Source organism: Acidovorax delafieldii 2AN, assembly GCF_000175235.1.
GTDB classification, from domain to species: Bacteria; Pseudomonadota; Gammaproteobacteria; order Burkholderiales; family Burkholderiaceae_C; genus Acidovorax; species Acidovorax delafieldii_B.
This window is the reverse complement of the sequence record NZ_ACQT01000028.1, coordinates 1-20,796: the sequence shown is the minus strand read 5'-3', so window position 1 is coordinate 20,796 and position 20,796 is coordinate 1. Positions and strand designations below refer to the sequence as shown.

The 20,796-nt window shown below is 64.6% G+C and carries 15 protein-coding genes and 1 tRNA gene; 15 read left to right on the top strand and 1 reads right to left on the bottom strand.

Annotation, left to right across the window (positions count from 1 at the left end; translation table 11 throughout):
- The first annotated feature begins 21 nt into the window (after window positions 1-21).
- From ACDELDRAFT_RS06695 to mdoH, 8 genes are all read left to right on the top strand, one after another.
- A tRNA-Met gene (locus ACDELDRAFT_RS06695) sits at window positions 22-98 on the top strand.
- A gap of 118 nt (window positions 99-216) precedes the next feature.
- Window positions 217-654 (top strand): hypothetical protein, encoded by a 438-nt coding sequence (locus ACDELDRAFT_RS06690; protein ID WP_005794817.1) that lies wholly within the window; start codon window positions 217-219, stop codon window positions 652-654.
- A 96-nt stretch (window positions 655-750) separates the two neighbouring features.
- A complete protein-coding gene (gene miaB, locus ACDELDRAFT_RS06685; RefSeq protein WP_005794815.1) occupies window positions 751-2,094 on the top strand; it encodes a tRNA (N6-isopentenyl adenosine(37)-C2)-methylthiotransferase MiaB in 1,344 nt (447 codons plus the stop codon).
- A 24-nt stretch (window positions 2,095-2,118) separates the two neighbouring features.
- Window positions 2,119-3,576, top strand: a complete 1,458-nt coding sequence (locus ACDELDRAFT_RS06680; RefSeq protein WP_005794813.1) for a sensor histidine kinase — start codon at window positions 2,119-2,121, stop codon at window positions 3,574-3,576.
- Window positions 3,566-4,243 (top strand): hypothetical protein, encoded by a 678-nt coding sequence (locus ACDELDRAFT_RS06675; protein ID WP_005794812.1) that lies wholly within the window; start codon window positions 3,566-3,568, stop codon window positions 4,241-4,243. The genes ACDELDRAFT_RS06680 and ACDELDRAFT_RS06675 overlap by 11 nt, the downstream gene beginning before the upstream one ends.
- A 14-nt stretch (window positions 4,244-4,257) precedes the next feature.
- The gene (locus ACDELDRAFT_RS06670; protein ID WP_005794810.1) at window positions 4,258-5,670 is read left to right on the top strand and encodes a sigma 54-interacting transcriptional regulator; all 1,413 of its coding nucleotides are present in this window, start codon (window positions 4,258-4,260) and stop codon (window positions 5,668-5,670) included.
- A 229-nt stretch (window positions 5,671-5,899) separates the two neighbouring features.
- Window positions 5,900-7,426, top strand: a complete 1,527-nt coding sequence (locus ACDELDRAFT_RS06665; RefSeq protein WP_005794808.1) for a glucan biosynthesis protein G — start codon at window positions 5,900-5,902, stop codon at window positions 7,424-7,426.
- Entirely contained in the window at window positions 7,399-9,459 is a 2,061-nt protein-coding gene (mdoH, locus tag ACDELDRAFT_RS06660) for a glucans biosynthesis glucosyltransferase MdoH (protein ID WP_198403219.1), read from the top strand. Before ACDELDRAFT_RS06665 ends, mdoH begins: the two co-directional genes overlap by 28 nt.
- A gap of 146 nt (window positions 9,460-9,605) precedes the next feature.
- Here mdoH and ffh read toward each other — a convergent pair whose 3' ends face one another.
- Window positions 9,606-10,982: a signal recognition particle protein gene (gene ffh / locus ACDELDRAFT_RS06655; protein WP_005794805.1), complete on the bottom strand. Its 1,377-nt coding sequence runs from the start codon at window positions 10,980-10,982 to the stop codon at window positions 9,606-9,608.
- An 89-nt stretch (window positions 10,983-11,071) separates the two neighbouring features.
- Here ffh and ACDELDRAFT_RS06650 point away from each other — a divergent pair, with 89 nt between their 5' ends.
- The 7 genes from ACDELDRAFT_RS06650 to ACDELDRAFT_RS06620 all read left to right on the top strand — a co-directional run bounded on the left by ACDELDRAFT_RS06650 (window position 11,072) and on the right by ACDELDRAFT_RS06620 (window position 20,562).
- A complete protein-coding gene (locus tag ACDELDRAFT_RS06650; RefSeq protein WP_005794803.1) occupies window positions 11,072-11,869 on the top strand; it encodes a cytochrome C assembly family protein in 798 nt (265 codons plus the stop codon).
- A complete protein-coding gene (locus ACDELDRAFT_RS06645; protein ID WP_005794802.1) occupies window positions 11,866-12,099 on the top strand; it encodes a PP0621 family protein in 234 nt (77 codons plus the stop codon). The genes ACDELDRAFT_RS06650 and ACDELDRAFT_RS06645 overlap by 4 nt, the downstream gene beginning before the upstream one ends.
- A 4-nt stretch (window positions 12,100-12,103) precedes the next feature.
- Window positions 12,104-13,804 carry a sensor histidine kinase gene (locus ACDELDRAFT_RS06640; RefSeq protein WP_005794800.1) on the top strand — a complete coding sequence of 567 codons (1,701 nt, stop codon included), beginning with the start codon at window positions 12,104-12,106 and terminating at the stop codon, window positions 13,802-13,804.
- Between the two features lie 15 nt (window positions 13,805-13,819).
- On the top strand, window positions 13,820-15,337 hold the full coding sequence (locus tag ACDELDRAFT_RS06635) for a sigma-54-dependent transcriptional regulator (RefSeq protein ID WP_005794798.1): 1,518 nt from the start codon (window positions 13,820-13,822) through the stop codon (window positions 15,335-15,337).
- Entirely contained in the window at window positions 15,321-15,929 is a 609-nt protein-coding gene (gene ampD / locus ACDELDRAFT_RS06630; protein ID WP_005794796.1) for a 1,6-anhydro-N-acetylmuramyl-L-alanine amidase AmpD, read from the top strand. Before ACDELDRAFT_RS06635 ends, ampD begins: the two co-directional genes overlap by 17 nt.
- Before the next feature lie 373 nt (window positions 15,930-16,302).
- The gene (locus ACDELDRAFT_RS06625) at window positions 16,303-19,230 is read left to right on the top strand and encodes a ribonucleoside-diphosphate reductase subunit alpha (protein ID WP_005794793.1); all 2,928 of its coding nucleotides are present in this window, start codon (window positions 16,303-16,305) and stop codon (window positions 19,228-19,230) included.
- Window positions 19,231-19,365: 135 nt separating this feature from the next.
- Window positions 19,366-20,562: a ribonucleotide-diphosphate reductase subunit beta gene (locus ACDELDRAFT_RS06620; protein ID WP_005794792.1), complete on the top strand. Its 1,197-nt coding sequence runs from the start codon at window positions 19,366-19,368 to the stop codon at window positions 20,560-20,562.
- Window positions 20,563-20,796 lie beyond the last annotated feature (234 nt).

The window sequence follows — 20,796 nt, the reverse complement described above, 5'->3', positions numbered from 1 at the left end:
GTTCTATAATTTTGGTTTAACGGTGGTATAGCTCAGTTGGTTAGAGCGCAGCATTCATAATGCTGATGTCGGTGGTTCAAGTCCACCTACCACCACCAAATCAAAACCCACAGTGCGGAAACTCACTGTGGGTTTTTTCTTTTGGGCTCCGCTTGCCGATCGTGGTCCGCGGCGGCTCTCCTCTAAAATCGCACCCTCAGCCCCTGGATGTAAACCATGAACCGCTGCACCACCTCTCGTTCTACTGGCCTGCACCATCTGCGACACGCGGCGCTGGCCGCCCTCGCCTGCACTGCACTGCTGGCTGTCCTGCCAGTGGCAGCCCAGGTATCGGCTGGATTGGGTCTGAACCGCCCGTTTCCCGAGGCGGCACTGCGCGGAACACTCACCATCGCCAGCACCACGCAAGCTTCGCTCAACGGCCAGGCTATCCGCATGGCGCCTGGCATGCGATTGTTCAGCCCTCAAAACGCGTTGGTCATGGCCCACACGGTGCTGGGCCAGACATTCCAGGTCAATTACGTGCTTGAACCCAGCACCGGCCTGCTGCACGCCGCCTGGATCCTGACCGAAGCTGAGGCCGCCCAGCCGCGCAAGGGCAGCGACACCATCACCACCAACATCACGACCGGCTCGGGCGCCGTTCTGAAGTAACACGCACCGGCGTCGCCCGTGCGGCTGCGCCCTGCGAAATTCACCCTCTCCGCGCCTTGCTGGCAGCGGTGTTCGTTTGCTATTTGCGAAATTGCCATGGCCAAAAAAGTCTTCATCAAAACCTTCGGCTGCCAGATGAACGAGTACGACTCGGACAAGATGGTGGACGTGCTGGGCGCGGCCCAGGGCTACGAGCCCACGCAGAACGTCGACGAAGCCGACCTCATCCTGTTCAACACCTGCTCGGTGCGTGAGAAGGCGCAAGAGAAAGTCTTCAGCGACCTGGGCCGCATCAAACACCTGAAGGCACGCGGCGTGAAGATTGGCGTGGGGGGCTGCGTGGCCAGCCAGGAAGGCGCCGAGATCATCAAGCGCGCCCCGTATGTGGACGTGGTGTTCGGCCCGCAGACTCTGCACCGGCTGCCCGAGATGCTGAACCAGCGCGAGCGCATGGACAAGCCGCAGGTGGACATCAGCTTCCCCGAGATCGAGAAGTTCGACCACCTGCCGCCTGCCCGTGTAGAAGGTGCATCAGCTTTTGTATCGATCATGGAAGGCTGCAGCAAATACTGCAGCTACTGCGTGGTGCCCTACACCCGCGGCGAGGAAGTGAGCCGCCCATTTGACGACGTGCTGGTAGAAGTGGCGGGCCTGGCCGACCAGGGCGTGAAGGAAATCACACTGCTAGGCCAGAACGTGAACGCCTACCTGGGCAAGATGGGCGGCACGACCGAGATTGCCGACTTTGCGCTGCTGCTGGAATACGTGTCGGACATTCCGGGCATTGAGCGCATTCGCTACACCACCAGCCACCCCAACGAGTTCACACCCCGGCTGATCGAGGCCTACGTCAAGCTGCCCAAGCTGGCCAGCCATTTGCACCTGCCCGTGCAGCACGGCAGCGACCGCATCCTGATGGCCATGAAGCGCGGTTACACCGCCATGGAATACAAGAGCACGGTGCGCAAGCTGCGCGCCATCCGCCCCGACCTGGCCATGAGCAGCGACTTCATCGTGGGCTTCCCCGGCGAGTCGGAAGACGACTTCAACAAGATGATGAAGCTCATCGACGACATCCACTTCGACAACAGCTTCAGCTTCATCTTCAGCCCCCGCCCAGGCACGCCCGCGGCAGGCCTGCACGACGACACACCGCACGACGTGAAGCTGCGCCGCCTGCAGCACCTGCAAAGCGTCATCAACGCCAACATCAAGTCCATCAGCGAAAGCCGCGTGGGCACGGTGCAGCGCATTCTGGTGGAAGGCGCCTCCAAGCGCGACTCCACCGAGCTGATGGGCCGCACCGAGTGCAACCGCGTGGTCAACTTTGTAGGCCAGCCCCGCCTGGTGGGGCAAATGGTGGATGTGACCATCACCGAGGCCAAGGCCTATACCCTGCGCGGCAAGGTGCTCACGAACGAAACAGCCGCGGCGGGCTGAGGCAGCCGGCCGTTACGCGTGGCCATGCTCCGAAGCACAAACCGCAACAGCGCCAAGGCCGATGGGCCCCTGCAGGGACTTTCGTTCCAGCAGCTCCTGTTGCTTGCCTTCGTGCTCATCGCCTGCCTGCAGGGCATCAGCTCACTGAGGGCCCTCTATACGCTTGAGCAGCTCATGGTGCTGAGCCGCCAAGGCAGCGAGGAGGCGTCCGCGCTGAACGCCGCAGCCCAGGGGCTCTACCAGCGCGGGCAGGCGCTGGAGCGCGCTGCGCGGCAATCGCTGGTGCTGCGCGATGCCACCCTGCGCCGAAGCTTTGACGAGATGTCCATCGAGGCCGCGGCGGTTCTCGAGCGGCTCCGGGCCCATGGGCTTGCGGATGCGCAGGCGGCCGAGTGGCAGCAGCACCTGAAAGCCGTCCAGGCCCTGCTCGACGCACCGCCGGAACGCGCGCTCGACAATGAGCGTCTGGTGGCAGAAGAATTCGGAGCCCTGGACTCCCTGCACACGGGCATCGTGCAATCGATGCGGAACGTCAACGCACAGCGCAACCAGGCCCTGCAGGACCAGCTGGAAAGCAGCCGCCGCAACGTGACGCACCAAGTGGTGGGCGTCATTGCGCTGGCCCTGGCATTGGCGTTGGCGCTGGGCGTCTGGCTGGGCCGCCCTCTCAAGCGGATCGAAGGAACCATCCGCCGGCTTGGGGAAAACCAGCTCGACCAGCCCGTTGCCATCTCGGGCCCTGAAGATGTGCGCCGCGTGGGGCAGCAACTCGACTGGCTGCGCCTGCGGTTGCTTGAACTCGACGCCGACAAGGCACGATTTCTGCGCCATGTTTCACATGAACTCAAGACGCCGCTGGCGGCGCTGCGTGAAGGCGTTGCACTGCTGCAGGACGAGGTGACTGGCCCGCTCGCCCCTGGCCAGCGCGAAGTCGCACAGATACTCCACCACAACACCCTTGTGCTGCAGGCAGAAATCGAGGCCTTGCTGCGCTTCAATGCGGCGGCCTTCGAAGCGCGTCGCCTGCAGCGTGAGGAAACCGACCTGCTGGCCCTCCTTGAGGCCCAGGTCGAAGCCCAGCGCCTTCAGTGGCAGGCCAAGAGCCTGCGCGTGGTGGTGGAAGGGCCTTCTGTATCCCTGCCCATTGATGCCGAAAAGATCACCTCTGCCGTCAGCAACCTGCTGTCCAACGCCATCCGCTTCTCTCCTCGGGAGGGCACGGTGCGGCTGACCCTCTCGCGCCAGCCGGGCCTTGTGCGCGTCGACATCTCCGACCAGGGGCCAGGCGTTGCCGTGGAAGACCGCAGCCGCATCTTTGAACCCTTTTACCGCGGAGTACACCAGCCCGACAGCGGGGTGCGCGGCACGGGCATTGGTCTTTCCATCGTGCACGAATATATGGTGGCCCATGGCGGTCAGGTACGCCTGGTGGAAGATGACGTGGACACCCTGTTTCGCGTGGAGCTGCCACATGCAGCCTGATCGCCACCCACGTCTGGCACGCATTCTTCTCATGCGCTTGCCACCCGCCGACCGCATTGCGGGTCTAGCCGCCGCATTGCTGCTGACAGGCTGCGCGGCCCCCCCCGCCCCTGCGCCGGTCGTACCTGTGCCACCCGAGGCGCAGGCCCCTACGGATCCAGAGGCTCCGACCTCCGCGCAATGCCCGCCCACCGCACCCGAGGACGGCCAGCCGATCCAACAACTGCTCGCCCAGACCGACCGGTTGCTGCGCCTGGCGCCACCCGAACTGGCCCGCGAAATCGCCCGACTGAGCGAAGCAGAAGATGCCTCCGATGAAGCACCGCTGCTGCTCGCCATCGCCCTGGCCCAAAGCCGACAGCCGGTGGACACGGCACGCGCCCTGGGCCTGGTGCAGCGGACGCTGGGCAACAACGCGCCCGCTGCCCAGCCTTTGCATTCCTTGGCACGGTTGATGGAGGCGCGCCTGCTACAGCAACGCCGCCTCGAAGAGCAGCAAGAGCGCCAGGCCCAGCAGTTGCGCGACGCCCAGCGACGCAGCGACCAGCTCAACGAACGCATCGAAGCCGTGCGCACCATCGAACGCAGCCTTGCCACGCGCCCCCTCCCATCACCGCCGGCGGCACCCGCCTCCTCCAACGGCAACAGCACCCACCCTCCACCCTGATCTGCTGCACCGACATGCCCGCATCCAACCCTGCCCGCCCATCGCAGCCCGCCCGCATCCTGGTGGTGGACGACGATACCGACATGTTGAGGCTGCTCTCGCTGCGCCTGCAGGCTGCCGGCCACGAAGTGGTGGCCGTGGGCTCCGCCGAAGCGGCCCTGGCCCAACTCGATACGGCAAGGCCTCAGCTCGTGCTGAGCGACGTTCGCCTTCCTGGGCGCAATGGTCTGGCACTGTTCGACGAGGTGCGGGCGCGGCACCCGTCACTGCCCGTCATTCTGCTCACCGCACATGGCACCATTCCGGATGCGGTCGAAGCCACATCGCGCGGCGTCTTCACCTACCTCACCAAGCCTTACGATGGCAAGGAACTGCTCGCCAAGATTGCGCAGGCACTGGCCTTGAGCGCACCTGCCGCGACGCACGCCCATGCGCACGAGGCGTGGCGTGCCGACATCGTGAGCCGATCCAGCCGCATGACCGACCTGCTGGCCGAGGCTTACATGGTGGCCCAGTCCGACGCGAGCGTACTGCTGCTGGGTGACAGCGGCTCGGGCAAGGAATTGCTGGCGCAGGCCATCCACCGTGCCAGCCCCCGAGCCCACCGGCCCTTCGTTGCCGTGAATTGCGGAGCCATTCCCGAGGCGTTGCTGGAGTCGGAACTGTTCGGCCACATGAAGGGGGCGTTCACCGATGCAGTGAGCAACCACAAGGGGCTTTTCCAGGCAGCCGAGGGAGGCACGCTGCTGCTGGACGAGATCGGCGACATGCCGCCTGCCCTGCAGGTCAAGCTGCTGCGGGTGCTGCAGGAGCGCTCCGTGCGCCCCGTGGGCGCCAGCCAGTCAACCCCCATCGACGTGCGCATCATCTCGGCCACTCACCGCGACCTGGAGGCCGCCATGGCGGCGGCCCAGTTCCGAGAAGACCTGTACTACCGCCTGAATGTGGTGACGCTCACGCTGCCCGCGCTCGCGGACCGGCGCGAGGACATCGCGCTGCTGGCCAATCACTTCCTCGACAAACTTGCCCGCAAATACGACAAGCGGGTGTCCGGCTTCGCGCCCGAGGCACTCAAGGCGCTGACCACGGCGGCATGGCCCGGCAACGTGCGCCAGCTTTTCAATGTGGTGGAGCAGGTCTGCGCGCTGTCGACCACGCCCTTGGTGCCCCTGACCCTGGTGCAGCGCGCGCTGCGCACGCCCTCCACGCAGGTTCTGAGCCTGTCGGAGGCGCGCCAGCGCTTTGAACGAGCCTACCTCGTGGACTTGCTCAAGATGACCGATGGCAACGTGGCCGATGCAGCCCGACTGGCGCAGAGAAACCGCACCGAGTTCTACCGACTCTTGCAGAAACACGCGCTCACTCCGGGCCACTTCAAGAGCGATACCGCCGACATCGACGATGTCGCACCAGAGCGACACGACTAAGTCATTGATTCATCGGTACTTTTTTGCTTTCGCTTTCTACGCTGTCGCCGATTGGCGACAAAAATCCGTTATGGGTGCGCCGCAACGGGCATCGCACAACTTCTTACATGGGGTAAGCAAGGCAAGTAGTTGATTTAAAAAGACTTTCTGACGCTGGCACAGGGTTTGCCCTATTGCCGGCATGCACCCTGTCCTTCTCCCTCTTTCACGGCCTCGCAGGCACCGAGCCATGCCGGCCGCAGCACTGGCAGCCGCCCTGCTGGCTGGCGTGCCGCAGGCCCGGTCGCAGGGCTTCGATTTCGAGAGCGTGACGCGCTTGGCCCGCGAGCGTGCAGACCAGCCCTACCGCGCAACGGGCGACAGGCTGCCACCCGACCTGGCACGGCTCAACTACGACCAGGTGCGCGACATCCGCTGGCGGCCCGACCGGGCCTTGTGGCGCGCCGAGAACCTGCCCTTCGAAGCCATGTTCTTCCACCTGGGGCTGTACCAGAAAGAGCCGGTGCTGATCAACGAGGTCACCCCCCAGGGATTCCGCCACATCGGCTACAGCCGGGCCGACTTCGACTACGGCAAGAACCAGGTTCAACCGCAGGCCTGGGGCGACCTGGGCTTTGCGGGCTTTCGGCTGCACAACCACCTCAACTCGAGCGCCTACAAGGACGAGTTGGTGGTCTTTCAGGGTGCAAGCTATTTCCGCGCCCTGGGCAAAGGCCAGCAATACGGCCTGTCGGCCCGCGGCCTGGCCATCGACACCGTGGGCGGCGCGGGCGAAGAGTTCCCGCGTTTCACCGAATTCTGGCTGGTGAAGCCCGCACCGGCGGCGAGCGCCGTCACGGTGTACGCGCTCATGGATTCGCCCCGGGCGACAGGTGCCTATCGGTTCGACATCCAGCCCGGGGGCCAGACCACCACCACGGTGCGAAGCCGGGTGTTTGTGCGCACCCATGCCGGCAAGCCCATCGCGACCTTAGGGGTGGCGCCTCTCACCAGCATGTTCTTCTTTGGCGAGAACCAACCCCGCAAGGATGACTTTCGCCCGGAAGTGCACGATTCCGACGGCCTGATGGTGGCCACCGGAGAGGGTGAATGGCTCTGGCGCCCCCTGCAGAACCCCGCCCAGACCTTGGTGACTTCGTTCACCACACGAAACCCCAAAGGCTTCGGCCTGATGCAGCGCGACCGCCAATGGTCCAGCTACGAAGACGTCGAGGCCCGCTATGAACGCCGCCCGAGCGCCTGGGTCCGCCCGCTGCACGACTGGGGGGATGGCCGCGTAGAGCTGGTGCAGCTCAACACCCCCGACGAAACGCACGACAACGTGGTGGCCTATTGGGTGCCGGCCCGCATGCCGGCGCCCGGTCAGCCCCTCGAATTTGCGTACGAACTGAGCTGGCAGGGCAACGAGCAGCAGCGCCCGCCAAGCGCCTGGGTCACCCAGTCACGGCGCGGCTTCGGGTACTCAAAGCTGAGCGCTGCGGCGCTGCGTCAGCAGGTCCAATTTGTCATTGATTTTGACGGCCCCGCTCTCCAGGGCCTGGCCCCCGACACCCCCGTGACAGCCGTGGTCAGCAGCGATGCCAACGGCAAGGTGCTGGAGAGCAATACCTACCGCAACCCGGCCACCGGCCAATGGCGCATGACCTTGCGCGTACAGCGCCTGAGACCCGATCGGCCGATCGAGCTGCGCGCCTTTCTTCAACACGACAACCACGCAGTGAGTGAAACATGGACGCACATCCTTCTTCCCGAGTAGGCCATCGACTTCACCGCGCGCGTTTTGGCACCCCTTCGGCCTCGGCAAGCGCCAGTGTGCGGGGCGGGCACACAGCGCTGCGCAGCACGCTGCGGGAAGAGCGCCACCCCCACGCCGTCACTGCGCCGCCTATCCACCGGGGCTCCATGGCCCCGGTGCCGTGGCGCGGGTTCTGGAACAGCGTGGCCGCAGCCCTGCGGGGCTTCGTGTCGGGGCCGAGGAAGGGCGACGGACCCGGCCTCGCCAAGGGCGTGCAGACGGGGCCCACGACTTGGCAACGTGCCGCACAGCATCGCCGCTGGACGCTGGTGGCGTTGACCCTTTTCACCACGGCGCTGGCGAGCTACCTCTTCGCCGGCGTACAGCCCGCCTACGAAGACGCCTGGCTGGGGCGCGCGCACCTTGCACTGTTCGCATTGCTGTCGGCCTGGGTGGTGACAGGCTTCCTGACGGGGCTGATGGGGTTCTGGGTGATGCTGCGGGGCGATCGCCATGCGCTCTCGGCCCGCAGCGTGCTGGAGCACGAACTCCATGCCGATGTGCGCGCCGCCGTCATCATGCCGATCTGCAATGAGGACGTCGCCACCGTGTTTGCAGGGTTGCACGCCACGTGCGAATCCCTGGCGTCCACCGGCCATGGCGCCACCTTCGACGTGTTCGTGCTGTCCGACAGCTACGACCCCGCGATCACACAGGCCGAGCGTGCCGCATGGGAAGGCCTGCGCACCGCGCTGGCGCAGCACAGCCGGCAACCCCAGGTGCAGGTGCACTACCGCCTGCGCAAGCGCCGCACGCACCGCAAGGCGGGCAACGTGGCAGATTTTTGCCGCCGCTGGGGGCGCGACTACCGCTACATGGTGGTGCTGGACGCCGACAGCGTGATGAGCGGCGACTGCATCGTCTCCATGGCCAAGCTCATGGAGGCCAACCCCACGGCCGGCATCATCCAGACGGCCACCCAGGCGATCGGCCACGTCACGCTGCACGCGCGCGCGCAGCAGTTCGCGTCTCGCGTCACGGGCCGCCTGTTCACGCTGGGCATGCAGTTCTGGCAACTGGGCGAATCGCACTACTGGGGCCACAACGCCATCATTCGCGTGGCGCCGTTCATGCAGCATTGCGCCCTGGCCCCCATCCCTGGCAAGGGCGGCCTGGCGGGCGGCATCATGTCGCACGATTTTGTCGAGGCCGCGCTGATGCGCCGTGCGGGCTACCACGTGTGGCTGGTGGCCGATCTCGTCGGCAGCTACGAGCAACAGCCGCCCGACCTGCTGGCCGAACTGCAGCGCGACCGACGCTGGTGCCAGGGCAATCTGCAGAACGCGCGCCTGGTGGCAGAGCCCGGCATCCATGCCGTGCACCGGTCCATGTTCGCGACCGGCGCCATGGCCTATCTGTCAGCCCCGCTGTGGCTGGCATTTCTTGCCATCGGCACCGCGCTGTGGCTGTCGGGTGCGCGGATGGTGTCCGACTGGCACATCCTGCCCGGAGAACTGTGGACCTTGTGGGCGTGGACGCTGTGCATGCTGTTCCTGCCCCGCCTGCTGGGCGTGGCCGCCGTCTTCATGCGGGGCGAGCAGGGCGAATACGGCGGAGGGGTGCGGTTGCTCAAGAGCGTAGCGCTCGAAAGCACCATGGCGATCCTGCAGGCCCCCGTGCGCATGCTGGCGCACTCCCTGTTCGTGCTCGTGGCACTCACCGGCCTCCCGCTCGCGTGGAAATCGCCTCCGCGAGAAGCCCACGCCGTTCCATGGCGCCATGCGATGCGGCAGTTGGCCCCCATGAGCCTCGTGATCGCGCTGCTGGTCGCAGGTGTTGCAGCCATCGACCGCAGTGCCCTGCTGTGGCTGATGCCCGTGGGCCTGCCGCTGGCGCTGGCGATCCCACTGGCCGTGCTCACCAGCCAGATCGCGCTGGGCAAGGCATTGCGCGCGCAACAGTTGCTGCTGATCCCTGAAGAGTCATGGTCGCCGCCCGTGTTGCGCCGGGCCTGGCTGCACGCCAGCGGGCTGGCCCGCCCTGCGGGCTGGTAGCCAGCGTGAACCCACCGGCCCCACCGCCTGCCATCGGGCCGTTGGACCCATGAAAAAAGCCGGCATTCACGCCGGCTTTACTCTTTTTTTGATAGCGAAGAACGTAGAACCATATTGCACATGCAGCCAAAAACAGACCTATTCCCTCAAAAAGGCATCTTGGGCATGCCGCCGCCCATGCCCTTCATGCCGCCCATCTTCTTCATGAGCTTCATGAGGCCGCCACCCTTCATCTTCTTCATCATGCCCTGCATCTGCTCGAACTCCTTGAGCAGGCGGTTCACCTCCTGCACATGCACGCCGGCGCCGTTGGCAATGCGCTTCTTGCGTGTGGCCTTGATGAGCTCGGGCTTGCGGCGCTCCAGCGGCGTCATGCTCTGGATGATGCCTTCCTTGCGCTTGATGTCTTTTTCTGCCTTGTCCATGTCGACCGCGCCCGCCTTGGCCGTGAGGTGCGACGGCAACTTGTCCATCAGGCTTGAGAGGCCGCCCATCTGCTTCATCTGCTGGATCTGCGCCAGAAAATCGTTGAGGTCGAAGCCGTCGCCACTCTTGACCTTGGCGGCCAGTTTCTGGGCCGCCTCGATGTCGACCCCGGCGGTGACCTGCTCGACCAGCGCCACGATATCGCCCATGCCCAGAATGCGGCCGGCGTGGCGCTCGGCGTCAAACACCTCCAGGCCATCGAGCTTTTCCGAGACACCCGCAAACTTGATCGGCGCGCCCGTGATCTGCCGCACCGACAGGGCGGCACCACCGCGCGAGTCCCCGTCAAGCTTGGTCAGCACGATGCCGGTCAGAGGCAGGGCTTCCTTGAAGGCCTTGGCCGTGTTGATCGCGTCCTGGCCCTGCATCGCATCGACCACGAACAGCGTCTCCACCGGGTTCAGGGTGGCGTGCAGGTCCTTGATCTCCTGCATCAGCACTTCGTCAATGGCCAGACGGCCGGCCGTATCGACCAGCAGCACGTCGAAATAGTGCTTCCGCGCGTAGTCGAGCGCTGCCACCGCGATGTCGTGCGGCTTCTGGTCGGGCGTGCTGGGAAACCACTCGGCGCCCGCCTGGCTGGTCACGGTCTTGAGCTGCTCGATGGCCGCAGGGCGGTACACGTCGCCCGACACCGTAAGCACCTTCTTCCTGCGCTTTTCAATCAGGTGCTTGGCCAGCTTGGCCGTGGTGGTGGTTTTGCCGGCGCCCTGCAAGCCTGCCATCAGGATAACGGCGGGCGGCTGGGCAGCCAGGTTGATGTCGGCCACGCCTTCGCCCATGGTGGCGGCCAGTTCGCGGTTGACGATGCTGACCAGCGTCTGCCCCGGCTTGAGCGATCCCAGCACCTCCTGGCCCAGCGCCTTGTCCTTCACCCGGGCGATGAAGTCGCGCACCACGGGCAGGGCCACGTCGGCCTCGAGCAGCGCCATGCGCACTTCACGCAGCATGTCCTGCACGTTCGACTCGGTGATGCGGGCCTGGCCGCGCATCTCCTTAACGAGGCGGGTGAGTTTGTCGGTAAGGGCGGAGGCCATAGGAGGTATTCCGGTATTGCCCGCGACTGCCGGCGGCGCGCGGACCCGCCAGGGCATTGGCGGTGGGGCGAAAGGCTAAACTGTGACCCATGATTTTACCCAGTGCTTCCCCTGTCAGCTGGCTATTGGCCCTTGCCGCAGCCGCCGCATACGCCGTGCCCGCGATGGCTTCCGCCCGCCTGAACGCGATCGGGGCACGCAACGCACTGCTGCTGGCCTGGCTGCTGCATGCCACCACCCTGGTCTGGGGACTGTGGGGCGGCGCTCCGCGCTTTGGCTTCGCGCCAGCCTTGTCGATGACGGCGTGGCTCGTGCTCACGGTGTATGCCGTCGAGCGCCAGCTCTTTCCCCAATTGCAGGCCCGCTGGATGCTCGCGGCACTGGGCGCGTTGGCGGTAGTTCTGGCCGTGCTGTTTCCGGGCCAGCCCCTGCATGTGGCGGCATCGGCATGGCTGCCGCTTCACCTGGCCCTGGGCATCGCCTGCTACGGGCTTTTTGCGGCTGCCGTGGTGCATGCCTGGCTCATGACGCGCGCCGAGCGCCACATCCGCCAGGCAGAGGACCCGCAGAACGGCATTCCGCTGCTCACCCTTGAACGGCTGACCTTCCGCTTCGTCACCGCCGGGTTCGTGCTGCTCACGGCCACCCTGCTGGCAGGCTGGTTGTTCGGCGAAGTGCTCTACGGCCATGCGGGCCGCTGGGACCACAAGGCGGTGTTCTCGCTGCTCTCATGGCTCACTTTTGCGGCCCTGCTGATCGGCCGCTCGCGCTTTGGCTGGCGCGGCCGCATTGCCGTGCGCATGCTCTATGCGGGCGCGGGGCTTTTGCTGCTGGCATACGTGGGCTCGCGCTTCGTGCTGGAAGTGGTGTTGGGCCGCAGCGCATGAAATACCTTGTACTGATGGTGGTGCTCGCGGTGGTGATCGGCATCTGGCGCAGCGGCCGCAGCACCGGACCGGACGCCCGCCGCGAAAACGCAAAACCCCGAACACCAGGTGCGCCCCAGGCCATGGCCACCTGCCACCATTGCGGCGTGCATTTCCCGCGCTCCGAGGCACTGATGCTGGGAGACCAGGCGTACTGCTGCGCAGAACACAGGCGCCAAAACGGCGCCTGACGCCATGCCGTTTCAGCCCGCCACCTCCTTTTCTGCGGCGGACGCCCCCTTTGTGCGCCTGTGGCGCGGGTTCCTCACCGGCCGCGTCATGGTGGCGCTGGCCTTGCTGGTTCTGCAGGGGCTGGGGCAGTTCGTCAACGTGATTCCCGAGCCCGCGGCCCTTGCGGTGTGCGTAGCCTATCTGGCCGCCACCCTGGCGGTGCGCGCACTGGCAGGCGCCGCACCGCCTTCGCCCGCGGCAGGCCCGCAGTGGCTGCCGTTCATCGGCGTAGACCTGCTCGCGGTCAGCGCCCTTCAGCTCCTGCAGCCTGGCGCCATGAACTACACGCCGCTGTTCGGCGTGCCCATCCTGATGGCAGCGGTGCTGGGTACGCTGACCCTGGCGCTGGGCACCACGGCAGGCGTCACGCTGCTGCTGCTGGCCTGGGCGTGGTGGCAGGGCCTGCACAGTGCGGGCGATGAGGCCCAGCGTTATCTGCAAAGCGCGCTGGCCGGCACCGGTTATTTCATCGTCACCTACCTGGTGCACCAGTTGTCGGTGCGGCTGGCACGCGAGCAGCAACTGGCCCGGCAAAGCCAGATGGTCGCAAAAGTGCAGTCGCAGGTGAACGCGCTGGTGATCGAGCACCTCACGGACGGTGTGCTGGTGATCGACACCGAGGACATCGTGCGCATTGCCAACCCAGCCGCGCTGCTGCTGCTGGGCGGCCCTGCCGGGCTGGCACCGCCCTTTGCCCTGCGCGGAGACTCTGCCTGGGAACCGCTGGTGACCCTGGCGCAGCGCACGTTTCGCCAGGAGCACCCCCTCACGGCCGATGCCGATCTTCTGCACCCCGGCCAAAGCCCCACTGGGCTGCACGTGCGCACATGGCTCACGGCTTCGCGCACGGAGTCCGTCAAGGACCCGGTCGAACGCCTGTGCGTGATGTTCCTGCACGACCTGCGCGAACTCGAAGCCCGGTTGCGCACGGAAAAACTCGCCGCCATGGGCCGCATGTCGGCCGCCGTTGCGCACGAGATCCGCAACCCGCTCGCGGCAATCGTGCAGGCCAATGCCCTGCTCGAGGAAGACCTGCACGACCCAGGCCAAAAGCGGCTGGCGCACATGGTGCAGCAGAACGCCGACCGCCTGGCGCGCATCGCCGAGGAGGTGCTCGACATTGCCCGGGTCCAGCACCAGATCAGCCACGCACCTGCCTCCACGCTGATGCTCGACGAAACCGTGGCCCAGATCTGGGCCGACTGGCAGCGCCAAGACCCGGCACGCCGGCGCGCCGCCATTTCGCTGACGGCGCCTGGCGCCCAGGTCGAATTCGACTCCGAGCATCTGCGCCGCGTGCTGTTCAATCTGCTGGACAACGCGTTGCGCTACAAGGGCGACGAAGAGGATTCGCTGTCGGTCACCACGCGGGTCGATCCGTCGGGCCTCATCAGCATGCAGGTGTGGAGCGACGGCGCCCCCATGGACAAATCGGTGGAACGGCACCTTTTCGAGCCCTTTTTCTCCTCGGAAAGCCGCTCCAGCGGGTTGGGCCTGTATATCTGCCGCGAGCTCTGCCAGCGCCATGGCGCATCCATCGGCTACCAGCGGCTTATCCTGGCCACGCGGCGCGGCCAAACCGGCGGCAACGCCTTCACGGTGGGTTTCCGCCGCAACACGCGCCCATCCGAATCCGCCACGCTCTTTGACACAATCGTGGTCTGACCCGCTCACCAAGCCATGAACGCCCCTGCTGCCTCCATCCTCGTCGTGGACGACGAGCCCGACCTGCGCACCCTCTACGAACTCACGCTGTTGCGCGAGGGCTACCGGGTGGAAACCGCCTCCAATGTGGAAGAGGCGCGGCAGCAACTCCGGGACCACCGCTTTGACGCTGTGATCACCGACATGCGCCTGCCGGACGGCTACGGCATGGAACTGCTGCAAGACCTGCGCGACCAGCAGCGCCGCGAACGCTGCGTGGTCATGACCGCCTACGGATCGGCGGAAAATGCCGTCGAAGCCCTGCGATCGGGGGCATTCGACTACCTGACCAAGCCGGTGGACCTCAAGCAATTCAGGTCCGTGGTCGCCTCGGCCATTCAGGGGACGGGCGGCGTCCCTCCACCACGCGCGCCGCGCGCGCCATCGGCGCGAGCAACCGCGACGCACGATGCAGCAGGCGGCGCGCCGGCCTCGGCACTGAACAGGCTGGTCGGGGAATCCGAGGCCATCCGCAACGTCAAGCAACGCATCGCCAAGGTGGCCCGCAGCATGGCCCCCGTGCTCATCCACGGCGAGTCCGGGACGGGCAAGGAACTGGTGGCCCAGGCACTGCACGCCAGCAGTCAGCGCGCCGATGGACCGCTTGTTGCCGTCAACTGCGGAGCCATTCCCGAGAACCTGCTCGAAGCCGAGTTTTTCGGTGCCCGCAAAGGCTCGTACACGGGTGCCAACCAGGATCGAGACGGTTATTTCCAGGCAGCGCGCGGCGGCACGTTGTTTCTCGATGAAATCGGCGACCTGCCCCTGGCGATGCAGTCGAAGCTGCTGCGCGCCATCCAGGAGCGCAGCGTGCGCCCCCTGGGCTCGACCCAGGAGGAGACAGTGGACGTGCGCATCGTCAGCGCCACCCACCGCGACTTGGCCGCTGACGTACAGTCGGGCCGGTTCCGTCAGGATCTTTATTACCGCCTCAACGTCATCGAAATCGTCATCCCTCCCCTGAGGGAGCGCCGAGAAGACCTGCCAGCGCTCTGCACGGCATTGCTGGCCCGGATTGCGCAAGAATCGGGTTATCCGCCGCCCAGGCTCACCGAGCGTGCGCTCGGCGCCATTGCCAGCCATCCACTCACGGGCAACGTGCGCGAACTCGAGAATCTGCTGCACCGCGCCGTGGCACTCAGCGAAGGGGATGAACTGCAGGTGGAGTGCCCCGCACCCGGGTCCGATACCGCCAGCTACCGGCCCCCGACCGTCGCACCAGGTGCCACCACAGCTGCCTCAAACACCCCCGCCGAATTACCCTCCATCGCCGGGGCAGGCCCCGTGCCTTGCGCCACGCTGCCCAACGATCTTCAAGCCTGGCTCGACCAGCAAGAGCGCGACATACTGGTGCGCGCGCTGCGCGAGTCCGGCTTCAACCGCACGGCCACCGCAGCGCGTCTGGGCATCAGCCTGCGCCAGATCCGCTACCGCATTGCCCGGCTGAACATCTCCGCCCCCAACGACAACGACACGCATGACGAACCGGGCTGATGCAGCTGGTCCTTGGGACGGAGGCTGGTACAGGCACGCCAATCGGCAACCGTCCCCTAATTTTGGTCCGCGTCCCGAAGGAGCCTGCATCGACCTGGTCGTGGTCCATTCCATCAGCCTGCCACCCGGCCACTATGGCACGGGTGCCGTGCAGCAGCTGTTTGCCAATACGCTGGACTGGGACGCGCACCCTTACTTCCAGAGTATTCGCGGACTGCAGGTGTCGTCGCACTTTTTCATAGAGCGCGGCGGCCAGCTATGGCAATTTGTCGACTGCGATCAGCGCGCCTGGCACGCAGGGCAGTCGTGCTACCGGGGTCGCGCCCAATGCAACGATGACTCCATTGGCATCGAACTCGAGGGCCTCGAAGGGTTGACTTTCGAGGCCGCGCAGTACGAAGCGCTCGCCCGGCTGTGCGCAGACATTGGGACGCGATATCCCGTGGCCCATGTAGCCGGGCATGAGCACATTGCGCCAGGACGCAAGCGCGATCCGGGCGAAGGGTTTGACTGGACCCTCCTGCGGCGCCTGCTCAACTGGCCGCCTGCACGGTTTCCCGCCTCCTCCGGCAGCGCTCCCGACGCACCCTGACGGCGCGACTGTCGCGGGCAAGCATCATTGCTTGCAAATCGCATGGCCTTTGCGCAAATAAAAGACAGGCAATCTCCATGCGGCCTCCCCCGCAAAAAATGCCTGTACGCCGCGCAATCTCTTGATTCACGTCATGAAATGGCCGCTGCATGGGCCCTTCGAGGCCGCTCATGCGCGCCCAGCGCCGACGCCGTACATGCTGTTTCAGCGTCGCAATCACCTCGTAGCAGTACACTACCGGTAGTGTCTTGAATGCTTGTGACACACCATATATAGTGTGCGACAGCCCATAGTGCCGTCGTATGCCTCCGACGCAGCGACAGCTTTTAAGCCCGTCAGCCCATCCCGGACAGCCCACAGAAGAGGACCCCCCATGCAAGCTGCTTTGAACACCCCACCGTCCCACACCGCCGCCTCCCAGGCGCTGGCGCCCAACGCCCCCGAAGCGTCCCATGTGCTGAACCATTACCAGATCATCCGGCGCAACGGCGCCGTCGTACCTTTCGAGCCCCAGAAGATCGCTGTCGCCATGATGAAGGCCTTCCTTGCCGTGCATGGCACGCAGGGCGCTGCGTCCGCCAGCGTGCGGGAAGTCGTGGATACACTCACCCACAACGTGACCCGCGCGCTCATGCGCTCGCGTCCTGGCGGCGGCACCTTCCATATAGAAGACGTCCAGGACCAGGTGGAACTTGGCCTGATGCGCAGCGGCCACCACGAAATTGCCCGCGCCTACGTTCTGTACCGCGAGCGCCGCACCCAGGAACGCACCCGCCACAACGAAGAGCAGTTGCCGCAGGCCCCACAGCTGCACGTGCTCGATGGCGGCGAACGCGTCGTGCTGGACCAGGGCCGCTTGCAGTCCCTCATTGAGTCGGCCTGTACCGGCCTGGGCGCCGATGTGTCGGCACAGCCCATCGTGGCCGAAACCATGCGCAACCTGTACGACGGCGTTCCGATGGAAGAGGTGTACAAGGCCTCGATTCTCGCCGCCCGTACCTTGATCGAGAAAGATCCCGACTACACCTATGCCACCGCGCGCCTGCTGCTGCACACCATCGTGCGGGAAGTCCTTGGCCGCGAAGTCGCGCCTGCCGACATGGCACAAAGCTACGTCGATTATTTCCCCCAGTTCATCAAGAAGGGGGTTGAGAACGACCTGCTCGACGAGCGCCTGCTCCAGTACGACCTGCAGCGATTGGGTGCGGCCCTCAAGGCCGAGCGCGACCTGCAGTTCGACTACCTCGGCCTGCAAACGCTGTACGACCGCTACTTCCTGCACGTGAAGAAGAACCGCATCGAGCTGCCCCAGGCATTCTTCATGCGCGTGGCCATGGGGCTGTCGCTGAACGAAATCGACCGCGAGGCCCGCGCGATCGAGTTCTATGAAATCCTCTCCAGCTTCGACTTCATGTCGAGCACGCCCACGCTGTTCAACAGCGGCACGCTGCGCTCACAGCTTTCTTCGTGCTACCTCACCACGGTGCCCGACGACCTGGACGGCATCTACGAATCGATCAAGGAAAACGCCTTGCTGTCCAAGTTTGCCGGCGGCCTGGGCAACGACTGGACCCGCGTGCGCGCGCTGGGTAGCCACATCAAGGGCACCAATGGCGAATCACAGGGTGTGGTGCCTTTCCTGAAGGTAGTGAACGACACGGCTGTGGCCGTGAACCAGGGCGGCAAGCGCAAGGGCGCCGTCTGCACCTATTTGGAAACCTGGCACCTGGACATTGAGGAGTTTCTGGAACTGCGCAAGAACACCGGCGACGACCGCCGCCGCACGCACGACATGAACACGGCCAACTGGATCCCCGACCTGTTCATGCGCCGCGTGATGGAAAAAGGCACCTGGACGCTGTTCTCGCCGTCCAATGTGCCCGACCTGCACGACCTCTTTGGCACCGACTTCGAGAAGGCCTACGTCGCCTACGAAGAAAAGGCAGCACGCGGCGAAATCAAGCCCGCGCGGACGGTGCAGGCGACCGACCTCTGGCGCAAGATCCTCACCATGCTGTTCGAAACCGGCCACCCCTGGATCACGTTCAAGGACGCCTGTAACGTGCGCTCGCCCCAGCAGCACGCCGGCGTGGTGCACTCCAGCAACCTGTGCACCGAGATCACGCTCAACACCAGCGACACCGAAACCGCGGTGTGCAACCTGGGGTCGGTGAACCTGCTGCAGCACCTGAAGAACGGGCAGATCGACCACGACAAGCTCAAGAAGACCATCACGGTCGCCATGCGCATGCTCGACAACGTGATCGACATCAACTACTACGCCGTCAAGAAGGCCCGCGACTCCAACCTGCGCCACCGCCCGGTGGGGCTGGGCGTGATGGCCTTCCAGGACAGCCTGTACGAACTGCGCATTCCTTACGCTTCGCAGGAAGCCGTGGAATTCGCCGACCAGTCGATGGAAGCCATTTGCTATTACGCCTACTGGGCTTCTACGGAACTGGCCAGAGAGCGTGGCAGATATTCCAGCTACAAGGGCTCATTGTGGGACCGGGGCATCCTGCCGCTCGACACGCTCGACATGCTCGCGCAAGCCCGCGGCGGCTATGTGGAAGTGGACCGTTCAGCCACCCTCGACTGGGATGCTCTGCGCAAAAAAATCGCACAGGATGGCATGCGCAATTCCAACTGCGTGGCCATTGCACCCACGGCCACCATCTCCAACATCATCGGCGTCGATGCCTCGATCGAGCCTTCGTTTGGCAATCTGTCGGTCAAGTCCAACCTGTCGGGCGAGTTCACGGTCATCAACGGCGGCCTGGTGCGCGACCTCAAGCGACTGGGCCTGTGGGATGACGTGATGATCATGGACCTCAAGCACTTCAAGGGTTCGCTGCACCCCATCGACCGCGTGCCCCAGGACATCAAGGCGCTGTATTCGACCGCTTTCGAGGTCGAGCCGCGGTGGTTGGTCGAAGCCGCGTCACGTCGCCAAAAGTGGATCGACCAAGCGCAGAGCCTGAATATCTACATGGCAGGCGCCTCGGGCAAGAAGCTCGACGACACCTACAAACTTGCGTGGGTACGAGGCCTCAAGACCACCTATTACCTGCGCACGCAAAGTGCCACCCACGTCGAGATGAGCACCGTGAACACCCGCCAACTCAACGCGGTTTCATCAGGCCACGACAACGGTGGTTCCCACGCATCGGCGGCCCAGTCCGCCCCGCCCAGCACCATGGAAGCAGCGATTGCCGCGGCGGCCTTGCAGGCCGCGGAACTGCCTGCCACGGACATCAAGTTCTGCGCCATCGACGATCCCACTTGCGAAGCTTGCCAGTGAGGACTTCACATGCAGCGCACCGGACGCTTCCGGTGCGCTGTTGATGTGTGGTGAAGCAACAAAACCTTGCAGCGCAACGCTTCAGTGCTTTTCTTTTCGCAGCACTGCTTTCATAATCCGAACACTGGAAAATCTATGTTGACCTGGGACGAAGAAGTCAAGCCCTCATCGCAAAATCAACTGGACGGCGGTCTGCACAACAATCGCCTGGCGGGACAACCGCCCCTGTCTTTCCAGACGCCCTCGCTGCAGCCCGCAAGCGTTGCCGCCCCATCAAGCAGGAGCGCTTCGGCCTCCTCCACTTCTGCCGCCCATCGGCGCGTCAACGCGGCAGACAAGCGCATCATCAACGGCCAGACCGATGTGAACCAGTTGGTGCCGTTCAAGTACAAATGGGCTTGGGAAAAGTACTTGGCCACCTGCGCGAACCACTGGATGCCGCAGGAAGTGAACATGACGCGCGACATCGCGTTGTGGAAAGACCCGAACGGCCTCACCGACGACGAGCGCCGCATCGTCAAGCGCAACCTGGGCTTCTTTGTCACCGCCGATTCGCTGGCCGCCAACAACATCGTACTGGGCACCTACCGGCACATCACCGCTCCTGAATGTCGGCAGTTTTTGCTGCGCCAGGCGTTCGAGGAAGCGATCCACACGCATGCCTACCAGTACATCGTGGAGTCGCTCGGTCTGGACGAAAGCGAAATCTTCAACGCCTACAACGAAGTTCAGTCGATCCGCGACAAGGACGAATTCCTGATCCCCTTCATCGAGGCGATCATGGATCCGAATTTCAAAACAGGCACGCCCGAAGCCGACCAGCGCCTGCTCAAGTCGCTGATCGTGTTTGCCTGCCTCATGGAAGGTCTGTTCTTCTACGTCGGCTTCACGCAGATCCTGGCGCTGGGGCGCCAAAACAAGATGACCGGCGCGGCAGAACAGTACCAGTACATCCTGCGCGACGAGTCGATGCACTGCAATTTCGGCATCGACCTGATCAATCAGTTGAAGCTGGAGAACCCTCACCTCTGGACGGCAGAGTTCAAAGCCGAGATCAAGGCGCTGTTCATGAGGGCGGTAGAGCTGGAATACCGCTATGCCGAAGACACCATGCCACGCGGCGTGCTGGGAATGAATGCGTCGATGTTCAAGGGCTACCTGCGCTACATCGCCAACCGCAGGGCCACGCAAATCGGACTCGAAACTCTCTTCCCCAATGAAGAGAACCCCTTCCCGTGGATGAGCGAGATGATCGACCTGAAGAAGGAACGTAACTTCTTTGAAACCCGGGTTATCGAATACCAGTCCGGTGGTGCGCTTTCCTGGGACTAGAGCGCTGTTTGCTTCGCACCACCATGGATTTCTACACCACGCCCCCCACGCCAGCACCGCCAGGTGTCTCGATGCGGTGCGTTCCCGTGTTCATGGGGATGGAATTGCACTCCATCCCCATGGATCGCTTTCTGTCCAATGCAGGCAGGAAGTGCTCTTTGCTAATTGACCCAAGGAGAACATGATGGCAACTGCGAAAAAACCTGCCGCCAAGAAGGCTGCGCCTGCAAAAAA

What these genes read in the sequence shown, in the direction of transcription:
- ACDELDRAFT_RS06690 (WP_005794817.1), top strand. Translation starts at nt 217, where the DNA reads ATGAACCGCTGCACCACCTCTCGTTCTACTGGCCTGCACCATCTGCGA.
- miaB (WP_005794815.1), top strand. Translation starts at nt 751, where the DNA reads ATGGCCAAAAAAGTCTTCATCAAAACCTTCGGCTGCCAGATGAACGAG.
- ACDELDRAFT_RS06680 (WP_005794813.1), top strand. Translation starts at nt 2,119, where the DNA reads ATGCTCCGAAGCACAAACCGCAACAGCGCCAAGGCCGATGGGCCCCTG.
- ACDELDRAFT_RS06675 (WP_005794812.1), top strand. Translation starts at nt 3,566, where the DNA reads ATGCAGCCTGATCGCCACCCACGTCTGGCACGCATTCTTCTCATGCGC.
- ACDELDRAFT_RS06670 (WP_005794810.1), top strand. Translation starts at nt 4,258, where the DNA reads ATGCCCGCATCCAACCCTGCCCGCCCATCGCAGCCCGCCCGCATCCTG.
- ACDELDRAFT_RS06665 (WP_005794808.1), top strand. Translation starts at nt 5,900, where the DNA reads ATGCCGGCCGCAGCACTGGCAGCCGCCCTGCTGGCTGGCGTGCCGCAG.
- mdoH (WP_198403219.1), top strand. Translation starts at nt 7,399, where the DNA reads ATGGACGCACATCCTTCTTCCCGAGTAGGCCATCGACTTCACCGCGCG.
- ffh (WP_005794805.1), bottom strand. Translation starts at nt 10,982, where the DNA reads ATGGCCTCCGCCCTTACCGACAAACTCACCCGCCTCGTTAAGGAGATG.
- ACDELDRAFT_RS06650 (WP_005794803.1), top strand. Translation starts at nt 11,072, where the DNA reads ATGATTTTACCCAGTGCTTCCCCTGTCAGCTGGCTATTGGCCCTTGCC.
- ACDELDRAFT_RS06645 (WP_005794802.1), top strand. Translation starts at nt 11,866, where the DNA reads ATGAAATACCTTGTACTGATGGTGGTGCTCGCGGTGGTGATCGGCATC.
- ACDELDRAFT_RS06640 (WP_005794800.1), top strand. Translation starts at nt 12,104, where the DNA reads ATGCCGTTTCAGCCCGCCACCTCCTTTTCTGCGGCGGACGCCCCCTTT.
- ACDELDRAFT_RS06635 (WP_005794798.1), top strand. Translation starts at nt 13,820, where the DNA reads ATGAACGCCCCTGCTGCCTCCATCCTCGTCGTGGACGACGAGCCCGAC.
- ampD (WP_005794796.1), top strand. Translation starts at nt 15,321, where the DNA reads ATGACGAACCGGGCTGATGCAGCTGGTCCTTGGGACGGAGGCTGGTAC.
- ACDELDRAFT_RS06625 (WP_005794793.1), top strand. Translation starts at nt 16,303, where the DNA reads ATGCAAGCTGCTTTGAACACCCCACCGTCCCACACCGCCGCCTCCCAG.
- ACDELDRAFT_RS06620 (WP_005794792.1), top strand. Translation starts at nt 19,366, where the DNA reads ATGTTGACCTGGGACGAAGAAGTCAAGCCCTCATCGCAAAATCAACTG.